The following is a 373-nucleotide window of genomic DNA, read 5'->3' as shown; positions in this document are numbered from 1 at the left end:
GGGCAATCGACACACGTCCTGGACGTCAATGGCCAGGAGTCCATTGGTCAGATCAAGGAACGCATTCGTACTCTTGCTGCAGTTGGCGATGAAGACCTTACTCTATCATTATGTGGAGCCCCTTTAGATGATTCATGTCTTGTCTCTGAGCTCTCATCATCTGAACTAGACCTCACAGTGCCATTGCTTGGTGGTAAAGTGCACGGATCTTTGGCTCGTGCAGGTAAAGTCAAAGGACAAACCCCCAAAGTGGAAAAACAACAAAAAAAGAAGAAGAAGACTGGCCGTGCTAAGCGCAGAATTCAGTACAACAGAAGATTTGTCAACGTTGTGCAGACCTTCGGACGTCGTCGCGGACCCAACTCCAATTCAT

1 protein-coding gene is annotated in these 373 nt (G+C 48.0%); it reads left to right on the top strand.

Going from position 1 to position 373, the window contains the following annotated elements; translation table 11 throughout:
- On the top strand, nt 1-373 hold a 373-nt coding region (locus tag F0U44_RS24415; RefSeq protein WP_223163831.1), incomplete at both ends, for a 30S ribosomal protein S30e.

Source organism: Nocardioides humilatus, assembly GCF_008373755.1.
Lineage (GTDB): Bacteria > Actinomycetota > Actinomycetes > Propionibacteriales > Nocardioidaceae > Nocardioides > Nocardioides humilatus.
Note: the sequence above shows the minus strand (reverse complement) of the source record. Positions and strands in the feature narration are given on the sequence as shown.